Annotated in this window: 20 protein-coding genes and 1 riboswitch; of the genes, 17 read left to right on the forward strand and 3 right to left on the reverse strand. The window is 33.4% G+C overall.

Annotation, left to right across the window (positions count from 1 at the left end):
• Positions 1–105 precede the first annotated feature (105 nt).
• Positions 106–1,308 carry a macrolide family glycosyltransferase gene (locus ACIPKN_RS24460; protein ID WP_400941225.1) on the reverse strand — a complete coding sequence of 401 codons (1,203 nt, stop codon included), beginning with the start codon at positions 1,306–1,308 and terminating at the stop codon, positions 106–108.
• 353 nt (positions 1,309–1,661) lie between these two features.
• Between ACIPKN_RS24460 and ACIPKN_RS24465 the strand changes: the two genes are divergently transcribed.
• From ACIPKN_RS24465 to ACIPKN_RS24500, 8 genes are all read left to right on the forward strand, one after another.
• Entirely contained in the window at positions 1,662–2,537 is an 876-nt protein-coding gene (locus tag ACIPKN_RS24465; RefSeq protein WP_400941227.1) for a helix-turn-helix transcriptional regulator, read from the forward strand.
• 201 nt (positions 2,538–2,738) lie between these two features.
• Positions 2,739–3,533, forward strand: a complete 795-nt coding sequence (locus ACIPKN_RS24470) for a MerR family transcriptional regulator (RefSeq protein WP_400941230.1) — start codon at positions 2,739–2,741, stop codon at positions 3,531–3,533.
• Between the two features lie 269 nt (positions 3,534–3,802).
• Positions 3,803–4,435 carry an NDxxF motif lipoprotein gene (locus ACIPKN_RS24475; protein ID WP_400941233.1) on the forward strand — a complete coding sequence of 211 codons (633 nt, stop codon included), beginning with the start codon at positions 3,803–3,805 and terminating at the stop codon, positions 4,433–4,435.
• Between the two features lie 160 nt (positions 4,436–4,595).
• A complete protein-coding gene (locus ACIPKN_RS24480) occupies positions 4,596–5,429 on the forward strand; it encodes a CPBP family intramembrane glutamic endopeptidase (RefSeq protein ID WP_400941236.1) in 834 nt (277 codons plus the stop codon).
• Positions 5,430–5,873: 444 nt separating this feature from the next.
• The gene (locus ACIPKN_RS24485; RefSeq protein WP_400941239.1) at positions 5,874–6,188 is read left to right on the forward strand and encodes a thioredoxin family protein; all 315 of its coding nucleotides are present in this window, start codon (positions 5,874–5,876) and stop codon (positions 6,186–6,188) included.
• A 294-nt stretch (positions 6,189–6,482) separates the two neighbouring features.
• Positions 6,483–6,692 carry a hypothetical protein gene (locus tag ACIPKN_RS24490; RefSeq protein ID WP_400941242.1) on the forward strand — a complete coding sequence of 70 codons (210 nt, stop codon included), beginning with the start codon at positions 6,483–6,485 and terminating at the stop codon, positions 6,690–6,692.
• Between the two features lie 103 nt (positions 6,693–6,795).
• Entirely contained in the window at positions 6,796–7,173 is a 378-nt protein-coding gene (locus ACIPKN_RS24495; RefSeq protein ID WP_400941244.1) for an SET domain-containing protein, read from the forward strand.
• A 624-nt stretch (positions 7,174–7,797) separates the two neighbouring features.
• Positions 7,798–8,250: an SMI1/KNR4 family protein gene (locus tag ACIPKN_RS24500; RefSeq protein ID WP_400941246.1), complete on the forward strand. Its 453-nt coding sequence runs from the start codon at positions 7,798–7,800 to the stop codon at positions 8,248–8,250.
• 242 nt (positions 8,251–8,492) lie between these two features.
• On the opposite strand, the gene ACIPKN_RS24505 is transcribed toward ACIPKN_RS24500, so the two are convergent.
• Entirely contained in the window at positions 8,493–9,386 is an 894-nt protein-coding gene (locus tag ACIPKN_RS24505; protein ID WP_400941249.1) for a DMT family transporter, read from the reverse strand.
• Positions 9,387–10,381: 995 nt separating this feature from the next.
• Here ACIPKN_RS24505 and ACIPKN_RS24510 point away from each other — a divergent pair.
• The 8 genes from ACIPKN_RS24510 (at position 10,382) to ACIPKN_RS24545 (ending at position 15,698) form a co-directional block, all read left to right on the forward strand.
• A complete protein-coding gene (locus ACIPKN_RS24510; protein ID WP_400941251.1) occupies positions 10,382–10,867 on the forward strand; it encodes a DUF2975 domain-containing protein in 486 nt (161 codons plus the stop codon).
• Between the two features lie 10 nt (positions 10,868–10,877).
• Positions 10,878–11,096, forward strand: coding sequence for a helix-turn-helix domain-containing protein (locus ACIPKN_RS24515; protein ID WP_400941254.1), 219 nt, complete (start codon positions 10,878–10,880; stop codon positions 11,094–11,096).
• Positions 11,097–11,466: 370 nt separating this feature from the next.
• Positions 11,467–11,919, forward strand: a complete 453-nt coding sequence (locus ACIPKN_RS24520) for an SMI1/KNR4 family protein (RefSeq protein WP_400941256.1) — start codon at positions 11,467–11,469, stop codon at positions 11,917–11,919.
• A 306-nt stretch (positions 11,920–12,225) separates the two neighbouring features.
• Positions 12,226–12,396 (forward strand): hypothetical protein, encoded by a 171-nt coding sequence (locus tag ACIPKN_RS24525; RefSeq protein ID WP_400941258.1) that lies wholly within the window; start codon positions 12,226–12,228, stop codon positions 12,394–12,396.
• Positions 12,397–12,503: 107 nt separating this feature from the next.
• The gene (locus ACIPKN_RS24530) at positions 12,504–13,388 is read left to right on the forward strand and encodes an aminoglycoside phosphotransferase family protein (RefSeq protein ID WP_400941261.1); all 885 of its coding nucleotides are present in this window, start codon (positions 12,504–12,506) and stop codon (positions 13,386–13,388) included.
• A 226-nt stretch (positions 13,389–13,614) separates the two neighbouring features.
• A riboswitch (purine riboswitch) is annotated at positions 13,615–13,713 on the forward strand.
• 79 nt (positions 13,714–13,792) lie between these two features.
• A complete protein-coding gene (locus tag ACIPKN_RS24535) occupies positions 13,793–14,356 on the forward strand; it encodes an LOG family protein (RefSeq protein ID WP_400941272.1) in 564 nt (187 codons plus the stop codon).
• Positions 14,357–14,457: 101 nt separating this feature from the next.
• A complete protein-coding gene (locus ACIPKN_RS24540; RefSeq protein ID WP_142507639.1) occupies positions 14,458–15,018 on the forward strand; it encodes an LOG family protein in 561 nt (186 codons plus the stop codon).
• A gap of 236 nt (positions 15,019–15,254) precedes the next feature.
• Complete coding sequence (locus tag ACIPKN_RS24545; protein WP_142507638.1) at positions 15,255–15,698, forward strand: DUF3997 domain-containing protein; 444 nt, start codon at positions 15,255–15,257, stop codon at positions 15,696–15,698.
• Between the two features lie 246 nt (positions 15,699–15,944).
• Here the strand turns inward: ACIPKN_RS24545 and ACIPKN_RS24550 are convergent, their stop codons facing one another.
• Entirely contained in the window at positions 15,945–16,373 is a 429-nt protein-coding gene (locus ACIPKN_RS24550) for a HEAT repeat domain-containing protein (protein ID WP_370048166.1), read from the reverse strand.
• 451 nt (positions 16,374–16,824) lie between these two features.
• Here ACIPKN_RS24550 and ACIPKN_RS24555 point away from each other — a divergent pair, with 451 nt between their 5' ends.
• A complete protein-coding gene (locus ACIPKN_RS24555; RefSeq protein WP_400941264.1) occupies positions 16,825–17,193 on the forward strand; it encodes a hypothetical protein in 369 nt (122 codons plus the stop codon).
• Positions 17,194–17,274 lie beyond the last annotated feature (81 nt).

A 17,274-nucleotide genomic window follows, 5' to 3' on the forward strand; every position in this document is an offset into this window, starting at 1 on the left:
TGATTTGTAGCTCCTCCTTTTTCAAAGTACGTGCAAAAAGCTGGGATGTTGTCCTAGCTTTTTTAAGCTACATAAAAAAGCCACCAATGATGGTAGCTAATAAATTTATAGATCATATTGACTTGTAAATTTGAAAATCTCATCGACAGCTTTGTGATACCCACCTGATTTTTGGAAGGAGTCTTTAATATTTGCAGCAGCTATATGGAAGGAAGGGGTGTTAAACACACGATTTGCAGCTTCATATAGTTGAGTTGCCGTCAAACTTTCCATTTGTAATTGAATACCTGCTCCGATATTGGTTACCTGCTGAGCGATTAAAGGCTGATCCGCACTAAGTGGGATAACGATTAGCGGAACCCCGTTATAGAGAGCTTCATTCGTACTGTTCATGCCGCCATGTGTGATAAATAATTTAGTGTATTTTAGCAATTCGGTTTGTGGAACATAAGGTTTTACAATGAAGTTGTCAGGAATCTCTCCCAATTCATCAAGTTGAGTTTGTCCTCCAATAGACATAACAACGGTATGCTCAGTTTTTCCAAATGCCTTAAAACAAAGTTTATAGAAATCAATGGCTTGATTTAAGACCGTACCGAGTGAAATGTAAATGGGGCTTTTTCCTTCGATTGCAGTAAGGTCGAAATCTTCTTGTGTCGATCGTGAAGAAATGGATGGGCCTACAAATTTATAGGATTGATCAAATGCTTCTCCGTTAAGTTGAAATTCCCTCGTTGTATAAACGATTGTAAGTGGTGCGGGATTACAAAAAACTTCATAAGGTGAATGGATTTCAACGCCATATTTTTCTTTAATTTTTGCTGTTAGTTGTTGAAAATCATCATTTAACTTTTTTAAAACTTCGGTTGGAACATTTTTTGAAAGATGTTCTAATGTTTTATCAAATGATTGTTTAGTCTCGGCAAAAGATGTACATGAACTGATTGCTGGAAGTTTAAGGATTTTGGCAAGTAAATAGCCACAGCCAAACATAGAATCGTGGATCATGTAATCAAAATGTTCTCCTTTAATCTGTTCAAGGACGCTAGGTATGACGACATCTGCAGTAAGTAAAAGACCGTTGACCCTTTCAAGTAAATGATTTCTTCCACCAGAAATAAAAGCTTTGATAAATTTTTGACCATCAAATGTGCGCACTGTCGCTCCTGTCTTCTCAATACGCTCTCGAAAAGCTTCAATTGTAAAGAACACGACCTCTTCTCCACGCGAAATTAACTCCTGCACAACGCCAATAGTTGGATTGATATGTCCTTCTGATCCACCGTTAATAAATAAAACACGTGCCAATTCTATCACTCCTTCGGTAAAGATATTTTTAAGATTGTGTAAGAGAATGGATACTGTCACATATCATTGCTTAATTATGTTAAAGCAGAATAAGATCTTTTAGCAAGTTTAAGCATGTATCTTTTTTAGGTGGACAGCTTAGCGTGAAAGGCGAAATAGTAAAAGGAGTGAAATAGTCACTTGCTTTTATACCCGTATTCGAATTTTACACTTGGATTAAAGTGTAGTAAAAATCAATTTTATTGAAGATGTTTTGTTAAAGTATCTCTGGTTTTAAAAAATATCGCAAAAAAAGTCAAAAATTATTAAATTTTATTCGTTATGATTATAAGTGAAGAGGAGGTGAAATACCGTTGAAAAATGATTGGCTAATTCAAAAAACAATAAATTGGATTGAATCACATTTACATGAGCAAATTTCCGCCAATGATATTGATGCAGTAAGCAGATTTTCAAGATATCATTTTCACAGAGTTTTTCAAACCTCTGTTGGCAAGTCTGTCACGGAATATATTCGAATGAGGCGACTTGCAAATGCTGCAAGTATACTTCTTCATACGAATGAAAGAATTATTGATATCGCGATCTATTATCAATTTGAGTCACAAGAATCCTTTACACGAGCATTCAAAAAACTATATGGTTTGCCACCAGGGCAATACAGAAAAGTAATGAGAGCTATGAGAAAAAACAAGGAGGAATCAATAATGGAAGAGAAAATTAAAGGCTGGTTTATGAGTGGGAGTCATCCTTATAATTATGAAATAGGAATAGATCAGGAAACTGTACATCAAGGAAAAGCATCGGGATATTTAAAATCAAAAACGGTTCGGGATCCAGATGAATTTGCAACAATGATGCAACAATTTAAGGCAAATGAATTTAGAAATAAAAGAGTTAAACTCTCGGGGTTTATTAAAACTGAAAATGTTAAACAATTTGCGGGACTTTGGATGCGAGTAGATAATGCATCGGAGGATATCCTGCAATTTGATAATATGAGTGATAGACCAATCATTGGTACAAATAGTTGGAATCGATATTCTATAGTTCTGGATGTACCAGAAAATAGTGCAATAATATCGTTCGGTATTTTACTGACAGGAAAAGGGGAAGTTTGGCTGGATGGGCTTAGTTTTGAGGTAGTTGATAACGATATCCCTACAACCCACATTCATTTTGAAAACCATCTTTTAGAGGAACCGACAAATTTATCATTTGAAGAATAAAGTTTTTTAGAAACCTGGAGCTGTTTCGACGGCTCTTATTTTTGTCATTATTAGAAAAAGAATTACTTCAATAAAGCTGTAAATATGGACTAATAAACCTCCATTGCTTGTCAGAGTATCATCTGGCATCTCTAATTCTCGAATGGTATTATATGGTTATGTAATTCAATTAAGATTTTGCATCAAAGGTAGGAGAGGAAAATGTACACAATTGGGCAAGTAGCTAATTTTTTAGGTGTATCTAGAGATACCTTGAAATTTTATGAGGAAAAGGAATTAGTAAAGCCAAAGCAAAATATGGAGAATGGATATAGAATTTATAATCATTTTGATATTTATGATATAACAACAGTTAATTTCTATAGAGAAATTGATATTGAAATTAAAAAAATTCAGGAATTAAGAAAAAGTAAGAGTATTGAGGGGATACAATTATTATTAGAAGAGAAAGAACAAGAGGTTTTACGGGAAATAGAATATAAAAAACTTCTATTAAAAAAGCTTCAAATAGTAAAAGAAGATTGTGAGAATATTAAACAATTTTTAGGACAATACATAGTTAAGGAAATGAAACCTTTAGAAATAAAGGGGGAAATAGAACATTTTACTGCATATGATGAATATGACACTTTAAAAAAGAATGCGGACACTTTAAAAAAAGCAGTTACGCTCACATCTTTAAGAAGAGTCATCAACTTTAATGAAGAAGGTATTATAGAAGATAAGTTTATCATTGTAAGAAAATTGGAAGACTCGGATGAAAAAATAGACGGTGAAATCCTATCCCATCCAAAATGTATTTATACAATAATTGAAGATGGAAGATGGTCAACTGGCGGAAAAAATATTGATCAACACGTGGAAGCGAGTTTAAGAAAAATAGCAGTAGAAAAAGGGTATGAACTTTTGGGACAAGTTTATATAAACCTATTACTGACCACTTATGAAGATGGACTTGAACGGGTATTTTTAGAGATTTATGTACCTATCAAGTGAAACTTATTATTTCCCTCGCTTTGCTGAAGAGGCATACTTTGTTCAATTTTATTAAGGGAGAGCCCTTTATTTAGGGGTTCTTCCTTTTATTTGAATAAAATACTTGCGAATTTAAAAGTCATAGTGTACTATTTAACTAGTGCACTATGACGCGAAGTGTATAGCCTGTTTTAAACCAAATCATTTATTGTAAAATGGTTCGATTATTGCAGACGAGGAAGTAGAGACGATTCGTGAATGAAAGCGAATTATAAGAAAGGGTGCAATTAATGACAAGATGGATTAAGAAGGAGATAGATATGAAAAGATTTACTTTATTTCTATTCATGGCGTTCACGATTGTATTGATGTGTGCTTGTTCACACGAAACAATGCCTAACGAAGAAAACCATAAAGAAAGTATGGAAAAGCCCGGTAACAATGTACTTATAAAAATTCCTGACGATATTTTTGTTTCTAATAAAAAGAATGAAACGATTAGTGAAGAAGAAATGAAAGCCAGTATAAAAAAGTATATGGATTATAGTCATGTGTTAGACAAAGAAATGCAGATAATTGTTTATAAATATGAGGATGCTTCTAAATCTGATCAGGAAAAATTACATACTTTAGTAGCTGAAGGGGAAAAGAATGATGCGAATTTCAATGATTTTATTAGTAATAATAATATCCCTGATGATTATAAAGAACCTTCAAAGACAATCTATGAATTTGTTTCATCGATCAGAAAAACTTTAATACAATTTGAAGATGAAATTGTTGGGATGGTCGAAAATGGTAACCTTACAGATATATCAGATTTTGCTTCAGAGCATTTTACTAAAGCGAACGGAAGGCAGCAATTAAAAATCGAAAAATTTCTGGACGAGAAAAATATTAAAACTTCATATTTCGATGAATAGAAAGAATATATGTAATTACCCTTCAAGTCTATGAAGGGTTTTTTTTTATTCGCCGAATTTTGAGGCGTTAAGAGTGTTGACCTGTGAGTAACCCCTAGGTTTAAGCTAAAGGTATTCTTAAAACTTTTTACGAAAACTTAGTTTGAAACGGGGAATAGGCATGAATAGAGAAAAGAAACTAAAAAAACCAGTAGCAAGTTTTATTTTACTAACCAATATCATTTTTTTGCCACTTTTTTGTCTTGTAGGAGCCACAAGTGTGTTAGGATTTCCTAAATGGATTTTTGATGTAATGCTCTGTATATCAGCTTGGTCCTCAACCTTTGCTTTTGCCATATTGTTTAAAAAAATCTATCCTGGTCAAAGTTTTATGCAATTTGTTAAAGTTAAATTCAACAATAAGCTTAAGTTTTCGGTAATTCTTTCTGCGATGTTGATTCAAACATTTATATTTTTGATGATTGTATTTCTCGTATCGAAAAACAGTGAAGTAGACTCTGTTTTTACTGTTTCTTCATGGGGAATGCTGATCTATTTCTTTTTTAAAAACCTACTTTCTGGGCCGCTAGGTGAAGAACTAGGGTGGAGAGGATTCGCTCAAATGGAGCTTCAAAAGAAGCATTCGCCATTAAAAGCTTCGATTATCATTGGATTTTGGTGGGGGATGTGGCATCTTCCTATATGGTTTACTACAGGGTATATGGGCATGGATTTACTAAAATATATACTATTCTTTATGATTGCACTCATTTCCACTAAAATCGTCATGACAGCATTCTATAACTTAAATCAGAATTTAATCATTCCAATCATCATCCACCAATTATTTAATTTCTTTATTGGCTTAATAAATGGTAATTTACTGGAATTAATCATGTACAGCGCAATTCTTTATTCAGTAGTAGCGGTTTTACTCATCGTGATCAATCCAAAAAACGTATTGTATGGAAAAGAAGATACAAATATTGTTAATGGAAAGCATTACATGGTTTAGAGATAGAGAATTTAGTAATCGCCACAAATGATCATGAACTTTCGCTTCGACATTGAAGATAGAACGGTCATTACTGAATCCATTCAGAATCTTCATGGTGAGGATGGTTATTAAACTTTGTGCGTCCGAACCGATTTGCAGAGTAGCTTGGTTGTCATTTACATAAAAATGATAGCATTTTGTTGATGAGGTAGGGCGTACATCACAGGAAAATGTTTATGCAGCGGGGGAGACAGCTAAATTAGGTCAGTCTTCATTAATAATTGCTGCTGCTGAAGGATATACAATGGCAGTTGTTTTTTAGTATAATTTTTAAAATTTTTGCTCAATTGTGGATATTAAAGGTTTTTAATGTGTGGTGAAAGGGAAAGAGTAGGGTCTAATCATAATTATAAGCATATTATAACTTCAAGATTTTTATTTTCACAAGGGAGGAAAAGAATTATGTCGATTGTTCATGTAACAACAAAGAAAGAATTAAGAGAACAATTAAAAACTAAAAAAATTGTGTTATTAAATTTTTGGGCTGGGTGGTGTGGCCCATGTAAAATGCTTGCAGGGGCTCTTAATCAACTCAGTGAAGAATTCAGTGGTAAGATAAAAATTATAAAGGTGAATGTAGAAAAAAGCCCAGATATTGCAGCAGAATATAAGGTAATGGGAATTCCTCATTCTCGTTTGATTATTCACAATAAATCATATGAACCCATCATTGGTTATGTGCCTTTTGAACAACTAAAGCAGATGATTGGTATTTGATGTATGGAATTTTGATTGGAGTATCGGCATAATAGATTTTTCTAGAGTTTATCCGAATTTCGGGATGGTGGAACTTATAACAAAGAAAGGCTGCCAATAAAAACGTTTTGGGATTAGAAACCGATGACGTATCAATATTTGTAGTGAGATGTTAGATTGAAGGTATCTTGAATCTGTTTAATTATTTACCAGTTCATGTTATAATGAATAGCTTAAGGTAATCAAGAAGTTCCTTATAACAGAACGGATGCTTAGAAAGCCTCCGCATGAGATAAAATATAGAGGTGTAAAAGATTGAATAAAAAATGGACGATTGACAAAATTAAAGAATTTATTGAGAATAATTCGGAAAGTAAGTTACTAACGACTGAATATCACGGTTTCTCTCAAAAATTACTATTAAAATGTGCATGTGGTAGCAACTTTGAAAAAACATTTACAAAATTTAAAAATAAAAATCAACGTAAATGTGATGTTTGCCAACCACCAAAAGAGTCACGCTAATTGTATAAATGATACGACATATTAGCTATACGCATTACTACAGATAAAAAAGAGCCCAATGTTACAGCTAAAAAGAATATTAAAAGTGAGTAGGAGAACAACCATGATAGAAATAAAAACATCTCCGTTAAGTGATGGAGAATTCAATAGAGGGGTATTTGCAACATGTGATATCAAAAAAGGAGAGCTTTTACACGAAGCACCTGTTATTTCTTATCCAAACGAACAGCACCAATACATTGAGCAAACTTTACTCGGTGATTATGCTTTTGAATATGGAATCGGTCAAACAGCTATCCTTCTTGGTTATGGAATGTTGTTTAACCATTCTTATGAACCTAATGCAACTTATGAGATTAATTTTAAAAATCGCACATTTGACTTCTTTGCTTACACAGATATAAAAGCTGGAGATGAAATTCTTATCAATTATAATGGCGATGTTGATGATAAAGAGCTACTATGGTTTGATCAAGAATAAAAAGGATTTAAAATAAATCAGGGCGTTAATCCAACAAGGATTGACGCTCTTTTTGTTGAGGTTATTGAATCTATTAACCCATCATGTATGTTTGCTGCTACAGGACATTGTGATTCAAAGGGTGTGCGGGCATTATTGTCCATGGGGTGTCGGAAATTCTATGGGAAAAAGGAGTTGTTCTTAAAAATTTAGTATAATGAGAGAGTAACTAGATAGAGGTTTTATGGGCGATTGGTCCTGTTTTCTTCGAGTCCTTGAAGAGAAAGGAGTTGATGCCAATGTTATCTTAAGTGAAAAGTGTTTAACACGTATAAGGATCTTTGAGACATAATCTAGTAGTAAGAAAATGGTGAATGAGAGTAGGATTTATATCTACCTTTCACCATTTTTATTTTGGAAATTGTTGTTCAACAATCGGGCCATTTAATTGAATAACACCTTTGGTTGCATATGCAGCTCTTTTTTCTAATTGGGTTAACGGGGCAGGTTAGTTGAATAGCGTTGTTTAACTTGTGTTCAAAAATCGGACCAGATTATTTTATCGAGGAATAACACAGTATAATAATTTTAGAAATAACTATTGGAAAATGAAAGCGCAAGAACATTTAGAAGGGAAATAAAAAGATGAATGACAAGATTATTTCAATCATTTCCACATATGAAAAAGATGGCGATTTTATGGGAGGGGTAAGTGAAGATACGATTCGAGAAGCAGCACAAATACTAAACATTACATTCCCGAAGAGTTATCATTGGTTTTTAAAACAGTATGGTAGCGGCGGACTTGATGGAATCGATATACATGGTTGTGAGAAAACTGCCGCGGATTCTTCAGTTGTTTACCACACACAATTGTATAGAGAAAAATATAACCTACCCGTACAATATATTGTTTTAGAAGATATCGATGGCTCTGTGAGATGCTTAGATACCAATCAAATGAACGATGGCGAGTGCCCTGTTGTCTTTTGGAGTCGTTTTTCAGAGGAACTGTATGCCATTACTTATGAAAACTTCAGCGATTATCTATTAGATTCTTTACAAGAATCTGTAGATAATTTGTATGATGAGGATTAATTGATTATAGAATACTAAGAATTGTGATTTAAGTAATGATTATATTTATAAGGTTCATAAAGTTTAATATTATTTTATTGTTTTTTCTCTACGAAAATTTACTAAGCTAACTGGGTGCTTTACTTGAAGATCATTGAGTTGCATATGCAGCTCTTTTTTATTGAACTAACGGTGCAGTTTAGTTGAATAACCATTAAAAAATAAAAACAGTGGGAAGTGTTCGTTTCCCACTGTTTATTACATTATTTAGTTGGTGTTTTTATTTCTTGTTTAGAAAATGTGAGTAATTTAATTTCACTAACAAATGTAGAGGCTAAAAGTAATGCACCACCAAGCATTTGAACCGATGTCATCTGTTCATGCAGTATCATTGCAGAAATCAGTATCGCTACAAAGGGATCTACATAACTTAGCATAGCAATACTTTGTCCTTTTAATTTTTCCATACCAGAGAAGAATAACCAAAATCCAATCCCTGTATTAACGATTCCTAAAATCAATATAAACGGAATGGAGGAACTGGATACTTCAAACAAACCAAAGCCTTCAGTAAGGAAAACGTATGGCATGAGCAGTAAAGCAGTTATTCCTAGCTGAATGATTGTCAGCTCTAACTTTCCCATATCTTTAACAAATTTATTTAATAGCAATAATGCAGCGTAAAACGCAGCTGCGATTAATCCATAGGAAAGTCCAAGAATATCATCTGTATTAGATGCACTTACGCCTTCACCAACAATTAAAACCAAACCAATGATAGCTACACCAATGCATACAATTTTTTTAATAGATAATTGTTCCTTAAGGACAAATGGAGAAAGAATCATCACAAACACAGGTGCAAAATAGTAGCCTAGCGTTGCGTTAGCAATTGTCGTATAGTCGTAGGATTGGTAAAGAAAAACCCAATTCCCACCTAATGCAATACCAGACAAAAACAAAATTAAAGCATTCAACTTCACGGAATTCCATGAAATTTTTTTCTTCATGATCAAGAATATAAATGTTAAAAATAAGCATCCTATGAAACTGCTTAGTAAAGCTCTTTCGCTCGAAGAAAGATCAATATATCGAACAACTAAACCAATTGTACCGAAAATGATCATTGATAATATAAACTGAATTTTAGATTTCATTGTTTACTCCTTCGAATCTACGAAACAGCTTATATTTCGCAGATTCTTAATCTGTTTTTAATATAAGCTTATTCAGCGCTGACTGGGCAGCTGGAGTAAACGGTGGTGGCGGTGATATTGAAAACGGCTTCCAGATGTAGAGATTTGAAATTGATAATGGCATGGTAATTTCCCCCAGTTTCAATATTTTTTTTATTATTCACTTATTATACTAAATAAATGCCGAGAAATATTTCTAAAGTAATTTAAATTGTACTAATTAGGGCAAGAGTTCCAAGTCCTTTTGTTATGCCTTCTGCTCTTGATTCCACGTTCATAAGCTGGAAAAAAGCTCTGAGAACCAACCTGAGAGCAATCTAGGCAACCAAGTGTATGTCTAACTGATATTCGAATTGTCTGAGCGCTGTTCTGAGGTACTTAACAATGCACATTAGCTTAATGATGTGCTACCACAATCTCAACATACCTTGCTTTATAAGCTTACACCTTTCAACTCTAACATTTGGAAATATGGTATGCTATTCCAAACAACTGATTATTAAGTTATTCAACTCCCATGAAAGAACTTAATCATCTTTCATTTTCTGTGGTGTAGCGCTGGTTTTTGCGCTACATGGATGGCTAACGGGGCAGAATAGTTGAATAGATTAAGTGTTTAAATCCTTTACGTAGTCATATATTCAATGTAAAAAAGGAAGTGTCTATAATGAAAAAGGGTAAAATCACTTTAATCGGAACCATTGTAATTTTATTCGTTGTAACCTTTGTACTGAAATTCAACTATATAAATGAAAGTCGAATAAATAAAAACAAATTTATAACTCGATCCATTAGTTATGGGTCGAGTTTTTTATTGTGAATATTTTAATGAATGTCAAAATTAAAAGGATATATAAATAACAATAATAATATAATTAAAAACAATATGTATTTATCGCAAAACGATAAAATTTGTGTTAAATTTATAATGTTATTAAATAAGTGAGGTGCTTAATATGAATGTTAAACGAGGTTCAACAACTTTCTTAAAGGTAATTATTTTTCTGGCTGGAATTGCAGTTCTTGCTTTATGTATATTTTTAGTACCCCATATGGCGAATTTCGCATCAAAATTGTATCCAAATATTTCTCCAATGAAATATCTCATTTTCATCGTGATGTATGGATCGGCTGTGTCTTTTTACTTTGCTCTCTATCAGGCTTTTAATCTTTTACGGTACATTGACGAGAACACAGCGTTCTCGGAATTATCTGTAAAGGCGTTAAAGAACATAAAGTGCTGTGCGATTATAATCAGTGGTTTGTATGTATTAGGTTTGCCACTCTTCCATTTTATAGCAAAGAAAGTTGACCCTCCTATTGGAATAATGGGACTCATCATCATTTTTGCTTCGTTGATTATCGCCGTTTTTGCTGCTATCCTCCAACGGCTTCTACAAGAAGCGATTAATATAAAATCAGAAAATGATTTGACGGTCTGAGGTGGATGGTATGACAATTATTATTAATATTGATGTGATGTTAGCAAAACGAAAAATGAGCGTAACGGAGCTTTCGGAAAGGGTTGGAATTACTATGGCGAATCTTTCTATTCTGAAAAATGGGAAAGCAAAAGCGGTTCGTTTTTCAACATTAGAAGCGATATGTAAGACTTTGGAATGTCAGCCAGGTGATATTTTGGAGTACAAAGGTGACGAAGACACTCAATAAAAACAGACAACAAATTTATTTAACCTCTTTGGGTCTTGCCCTTAAGAGGTTATTTTTGCTTTTCTAAAAAAATATGAAGAGGAACAATAGATTTCTTTTCTAGGAATTAAAAATCAACTAAAAGATATTAGCTTGTGAATAATTACACTTAAACTCCCATGAAAGAACTTAATCATCTTTCATTTTCTGTGGTGTAGCGCTGGTTTTTGCGCTACATGGATGGCTAACGGGGCAGGTTAATTGAATAGCGTTGTTTAACTTGTGTTCAACAATCGGGCCAGATTGTTTTATCGGAATAAAACAGTATAATAATTTTAGAAAAACTATTGAAAAGTGATAGTGCAAGAACATTTAGAAGGGAAATAAAAAGATGAATGACAAGATTATTTCAATCATTTCCACATATGAAAAAGATGGCGATTTTATGGGAGGGGTAAGTGAAGATACGATTCGAGAAGCTGCACAAATACTAAACATTACATTCCCGAAGAGTTATCATTGGTTTTTAAAACAGTATGGTAGCGGCGGACTTGCTGGAATATATACATATGGTTGTAAGGAACCTGCCGCGGATTCTTCCGTTGTTTACCATACGAAATTGTATAGGGAGAAGTATGACCTACCATTACAGTATATTGTTTTAGAAGATATCGATGGTTCTGTGAGATGCTTAGATACCAATCAAATGAAAGATGGCGAGTGCCCTGTTGTCTTTTGGAGTCGTTTTTCAAAGGAACTGTATGCCATTACTTATGAAAACTTCAGCGATTATCTATTAGATTATTTACAAGAATCTGTAGATAATTTTTATGATGAGGATTAATTGATTATAGAATACTAAGGATCGTGATTTAAGTAATGCTATTAAACTAAAGAGTGCTTTACTTGAAGATTATTGAGCTGTTTTAGACAGCTCTTTTTTTCTTATTGTACTAACGGTGCAGTTTAGTTGAAGAGTGTTGTTTAACTTGTTGTTCAACAATCGGGCCATATTCTCGTGGAACGTTTTCATTCACTTTAAGGAAACATTTACCACCCATTTTCGTTCTCTATATTGAAATTATGAATAATTGTATTTAATAAAAAAAGGAAAGTTAAGGATTATAGAAAAACACTACGAGGTGAGTATATGAGTGGAGATTATGGTGAAGTTCCAATAAAGTGTACAGGTGTTAAAATAGAAAAGGGAAATACCCCTGCTTTATATCTGGATAAAGACATCATAAAATTTGCTTCAAGTATTGAAGCTGAATTTGATGTAGATTTGTACGCTAATCCTTATGATGATTTTGGTGAATAAGAGTATTAACTTTATTGAACTAACGGTGTAGGATAGTGGAATAAGAAGTCCTTGTAGTAGTAAGTGAATGGTACAATAAATATAATTAATTTAAAGGGAGAAATTAAATGATAAAAATCGACGTAGATTTAGTATCAAAGTTAATAAATAGCCAATTTCCAGAGTGGTCTAATTTGGAAATTAAGCCTGTAAAAAAAAGTGGAAATGATAATAAAACCTTTCACTTAGGCAATAGTATGAGCGTTAGATTACCAAGTGATGAAGTTTATGTACCCCAAGTTGAAAAAGAACAGAAATGGTTACCCATTTTAGCCAAGTATCTTTCTACACCAATATCTGAACCATTAGCTAAAGGAGAACCAAGTGGGGATTACCCACATCCTTGGTCAGTCAACAAATGGCTTGATGGAGAGATAGTAACTATCGAAAATATAGATGATCCAAATCAATTTGCGAATGAATTGGGGGGATTTTTAGTTGAATTACAATCTATTGACGCCAGTGAAGGTCCCATAGCTGGGGAACATAATTTTTATAGAGGCGGTGATATTGTTGTATACGATGATGAGTGTAGAGATGCCATTAATAATAATGTAACCACTTTTAATAAACATATATTGGAGGAAATTTGGGAATTAGCATTGACTTCAAAGTGGGCTGGTGAACCAGTTTGGGTCCACGGTGACATAGCCCCAGGAAATATATTAATTAAAAATGGTAAATTACGTGCGGTTATTGATTTTGGGATATTGGGAGTAGGAGACCCTTCTTGCGATGCTGCAATGGCTTGGACATTTTTTGATGATAAAAGCAGAAAGACATTTAAGAATGCATTGAATTTTGATGAGGAAACTTGGAACAGAGCAAGAGGTTGGGCTTTATGGAAGGCTTTAATAACCTACGACTATAATAAACAATCTAACAAAGCAGTCGCAGATGAACAATGTAATATTATAAACGTAATCATTAATGATTACGAAACTGAAAGATAAGGCATTAAAATAGAATTTTTATTGCACTCCCATGAAAGAACTTAATCATCTTTCATTTTCTGTGGTGTAGCGCTGGTTTTTGCGCTACATGGATGGCTAACGGGGAGCTTTACTTGAAGATCATTGAGTTGCATATGCAGTATGCTTTTACAATAATTAAAGGATTTTCCGGTGTTGGACACTATATTGACAACTTAAACTATTTTTTGTTATGTTTTAAAAAGCAACTATGAATTTAATGAAGTTTCGTATAACTCCAATGATATGGTTTGGAGGTTTCTACCAGGAACCGTAATTCCTGATTACGAAGAAAGTACAAATCTTGTACTCCTTCGTAATCAGGAATTTTTTATTTCTGTATTTAATAAAAAATTGAAATCGAGACAGGGGGTCCAATAATGAAAATAAAAAATATAACCGTATTTTGTGGTTCAAGTGAGGGGAAAAATGCCTTTTATTTAGAAGCAGCTAATGAACTGGGGAGAGATTTAGCTTCACAAGACAGAACATTAATTTACGGAGGCGCTCAAGTAGGTTGTATGGGGGCTATAGCTAATTCAACTTTGGAAAATGGAGGGGATGTAATAGGAGTTATTCCTCAAAAATTAAAAGATATTGAAATTGCACACGAAGGACTTACAGAACTACATGTCGTAGCTACTATGCACGAAAGAAAAGCAAAAATGGCATCTCTATCGGATGGTTTCATTGCTCTTCCTGGAGGTGCAGGAACTTTAGAAGAGTGGTTTGAAGTTTTTACTTGGGCACAACTAAGTTATCATCAAAAACCATGCGGATTATTAAATGTTCATGGATTTTATGATCCGCTATTGTCCATGATAGATCATACAATTCAAGAAGGGTTTATGAAAGAAACATACAGGGATTTGATAATTGTAGATACCGACCCAAAGAAGCTGTTAGAAAAAATGGACGCTTATAAGTACTCTTATCAGGTGAAATGGTAATAAGCCAATTATAAATAGGGTTATCTTATTTTTATTTAACCTTCTTTAATGAAAATCACTCTTTATACTTCTATAATAAAAACATAGAGGAGGAATGAAATTTGAATATTTCAGTTTATTGTGGTGCAAGTCTAGGTAACAAGGATTTATACGAAGAGGCAGCTAGATCACTTGGAAAATGGATTGCCGAAAATGGTCATACTCTAGTATATGGCGGAGGAAAAGCAGGTCTAATGGGTGTGATTGCAGATGAAGTTTTATTACATAACGGTAAAGTAATCGGCATTATTCCAACATTTTTAATGGACCGAGAGCTAAGTCATCCTAATTTAACTCGTTTAGAAGTTGTTCATTCCATGTCTGAACGTAAAAATAAAATGATTGAATTAGGGAACTGCTATATTGCACTACCTGGGGGACCTGGAACTCTAGAAGAAATCTCCGAGGTAATTTCATGGGCAAGAATTGGACAACACCAAAATCCATGTATTTTATTCAATGTAGGTGGCTACTATGATAAATTAAAAGATTTTTATGATGATATGGTAACAAACGGTTTTTTAACTGAAGCAGATAAAAAAGCAATGAAGTTTTCCAACTCATTCATCGAAATCGAACAATATATCGCAAATTATACACCGCCAATGGTACGGACATATTAATTTAGAGATGGTGCAGTCTCATAAGTCGCTTTTTGACTAAAATCATATGAAATGGAAAAGGCAGAAACGCTGTAAAATCAACGTTTTTGCCTTTCGCTGTTTATTCATTTTTGCTTAAAAATTCTCTTTTTGGACAGCCCCTTTTCTAAAATATTATTGCTACTCAACTAAGGAGTATAGTTCGAGGTGGAAAAGAAACCCATTGTCTAATATGTCGTTACATATTTGAGAGGGGTGTGATTCTGATAAAAAAAGTAATGCTAATATTGCTATGTTTATTTTTAACTGGCTGTGCTGGGATGGCTGATTATACAATCGATTTAGAAAACGGATATCGAATTGACCGACTATCAGCTCACCAGATCGCAATCTATGGTGATAAGCCTGTACAATCTGATGATGAAACAATTGTAAATTATTTGTATGTTCCAGCTAAAGTGACAGATGTTTGGTGGAACAAAGATTATATAGTTACTAAACAAATAGTATTAGTGGTTGATGAAAACGGTTATGAAAAGCCACCTGAAAAGCTTTCTAATAAAGAAATTTCATATTGGATTATTGATGTAAATAATCATCAAGTTTTTGGTCCATTTGATGAAAAAAAGTTAGAAGCTGAAACAGATAATTTGGGATTAACAGAAAAAATATCCCTAACATCAATTGAAAAATTGAAGTAGATTAATCTTTCGAAGGCGTCGGTCTTAGAAGTTTTAACCCTTTTTTGTTGAACTTATTGTGCTAACGGAGCAGGTTAGTTTAATAAGGTGTTTGTTTTATCATTAAACAATAAAGATAGATGAACAAAGAAAAGAAGTAATACAATTTAATATTAGTTTCGATGATCCGCAGCGTAAGATAAGAAAAAGCCATTCCCTCCACAAGCGGAGAGAATGACTTTCCTTCATAAATCGCAAAACTACTGATTATAGTTTTGCCCAACGTTCCTCTAACCAGTTCATAAATTCTACACCTTTGTCGCCTTCATACGCATCAAAGACATCTAAACGCATTCGTTTTAGTTTATCCGCAAAGTCTGCCACTGTATGGTCCTTCGGCAAGCTCTTTTTCACCCGCAGGAAAATTTTGTCTGTGCCTTTGATAATATCAAAACGTGCAGGTGATGGCTTCTCTACGTCCTCACCAAACGCCGCGAGTGCTTCATAGGCTGCTAATTGCACCTTGTTGACAGTATCATGCTGCATACGATTTTTTAATAAATCTATGATTTTGTCATGTTGATAAGCCGATAACATTTCGACTGCGTCTAAACGCTCTCGCCAGCTAGACGTATAATTGGCCTGTTTTTTTAATGTTTCATACTGCTCAGGTAATGCTGTTTCAAACTGTTTCAAGTAATTGCACCTCTTTTTTTAACTAGAGGAAAAATGAATTCTTCTTCCGCTTCTCTTATTATACGTTGTCTGGGTGAAAATAGCGATGAATCGCTGGTAAGGAATATATAGAAAATGGAAACTAACTACATTAAGGTGAACCGTATCATAAGTATGTACTATTCTTTATTAGATTTGCTTTTCTTATTAAACTAACTGGGTGCTGCTTTACTTGAAGATCATTGAGTTACATATGCAGCTCTTTTTTATTGAACTAACGGTGCAGGTTAGTTTAAGAGTGTTGTTTAACTCGTGTTCAATAATCGGGCCAGATTGTGGAATAATATCATTTTATTCAATGTTACAAAACGACATTCTGGGAAGTTAAGTGGGATGGCACTGTCAATATTGGACTTATGAATGATTTATTATGTGTTTTCTTTATGTAAAAATTGGATGAGGGGGGATTTAAGTGATTAACGAACTTTTAATTGATGAAATAAAAGTAGCTCAAAAATATACGAATTTTGTAATATTAATGCCTACATTACCTGAATCATATATCCTTAAAAATATTACGTTAAAAAAAGAAACAAATAAGCAACGTTCTTCAATTCGTTTTGAAATACATAGTAAAGGAAAAGCCCTTCGCATTAAACAATTTTTTTATGATTGGGCGATACCTGTAATTACAGCAGATACGAATTTAATACATCAAGGGAAGTCTTTTGAAATAGAAGGTGTAGTCGGTTTTATTGGTATCGATTACAAAGGTAATCAAGCGGCTTGTTTTTGTAGATGGTTCACTAATATTGAACTCTCTGTAATAGCCCAGTGGTGATATGTCAACCATAAAAAACATCAGAATTGGAAAATTCTTAAGCTACTAAGCATCTAAAAACTGTTTTTAAGCATACTCAAA

Origin of the sequence: Lysinibacillus sp. NPDC086135, from assembly GCF_044746345.1 — a bacterium.
Taxonomy (GTDB): domain Bacteria; phylum Bacillota; class Bacilli; order Bacillales_A; family Planococcaceae; genus Lysinibacillus.